3 protein-coding genes are annotated in these 1,277 nt (G+C 76.6%); 1 reads left to right on the forward strand and 2 read right to left on the reverse strand.

Annotated features, from left to right (window positions below):
* Positions 1 to 232, forward strand: a 232-nt coding sequence (locus tag IDM29_RS17040; RefSeq protein WP_223148446.1) for a hypothetical protein, incomplete at its 5' end; no start/stop codon positions are given.
* A gap of 10 nt (positions 233 to 242) precedes the next feature.
* Here IDM29_RS17040 and mscL read toward each other — a convergent pair.
* Complete coding sequence (mscL, locus tag IDM29_RS16735; RefSeq protein ID WP_182113223.1) at positions 243 to 641, reverse strand: large conductance mechanosensitive channel protein MscL; 399 nt, start codon at positions 639 to 641, stop codon at positions 243 to 245.
* Positions 642 to 681: 40 nt separating this feature from the next.
* The coding region (locus IDM29_RS16740; RefSeq protein ID WP_188037840.1) for an SAF domain-containing protein at positions 682 to 1,277 on the reverse strand (596 nt) is incomplete at its 5' end.

Genomic DNA, 1,277 nt, shown 5'->3' on the forward strand with positions numbered 1-1,277 from the left:
GAGCGACGAGACGGCCGGGCCGCCCCCGGACGGCGCGGCCGTGCCGCCGCCTCCCGTCGTCCCGCGACGGCGACGGCACCGTCGCGCGACCGGCGGCACCGCCGCACCGGGCACCGAGGCGCCGGACTCGTCGGTGCTGCCACGCAGCCCGGACGCGTCGGACGCGGGCTGGGGCGACGCCCCGGAGAGCAACGACGACCGGCTCCGGCGGGACGTGCCGCCGCACTGGTGAGGAGGGTGCGTCAGGCGTCGCGACGCTGCGCCAGCAGGTCGCGGATCTCCTGGAGCAGGAGCACGTCCTCGGGCGGCGACGCCGGCTCGGGCTCGGCGCCCTGCTTGCGGCGCTCCGCGAGCCTGTTCATCGGCATGACGACGAAGAAGTAGATGGCCGCGGCGACCAGCAGGAACTTGAGCAGCGCGTCGAGGATGATGCCGATCGAGAAGACCGTGCCCTGGGAGCCGACGGACCACGTCAGGACCTGGGAGAGGTCCGTGTCCCCGGCGATGAGCGCGACGAGCGGGTTGAGCAGGCCGTCGACGAGCGCGGTGACGACCGAGCTGAAGGCCGCCCCGATGACCACCGCGACGGCCAGGTCGACGACGTTGCCGCGCAGGATGAAGTTCTTGAACCCGCTGATCATGGTGTGCCCCCGGATCGGATCAGGATGGTCAACCCTGCGATCATCCCACCAGGACGGCCCCGAGCGCCGAGCCGGCGTCGGCGGCCAGGGCGCGGCCCTCGTCGGGCGGCACGGCGACCAGGACCGTCGGGTCCGCGGCAGCGGTCCCGGCTCCCAGGCCCCCGTCCGCGTCGGCCGCCGTCCGCACCTCGACGACGAGCGCCCCGTGCGCCAGCACCGAGGGCGCCGGGGGCGCCGGGTCCTGGGTGACGTCGTCGGACGGGCCCCACGTGTCCCGCGCCGCCACGAGGTCGACGCGGTCCCCGGCGCGCAGCGTCGTGGCCACCGCCGTGGCGAGGTGCACGGGCACCACGACGGTCCCGTCGGGCGGGTCGACGTCGAAGCGCTCACCGGCCATCACGCCGGTCACCAGCGGGAGCCCTGCGGGCAGGGCCACGGTGACCGTGCGGCCCACCACGTCCGCCGGGTCCTGACCGGCCCCCGCGGGCACGCAGCGGGCCGGCAGCCCGCCGAGCCGGACGTCGTCGTCGTCCAGCACGGTGCCCGCCGCGACGTCGCGGGCGACCACGACGACCGGGGTGGTCGCGGGCGGCGGCGGCGCGGCGGTGCGGGCGACCGCGAGCGCGACGACCACCA

This window comes from Actinotalea sp. JY-7885 (genome assembly GCF_014525465.1).
Lineage (GTDB): Bacteria > Actinomycetota > Actinomycetes > Actinomycetales > Cellulomonadaceae > Actinotalea.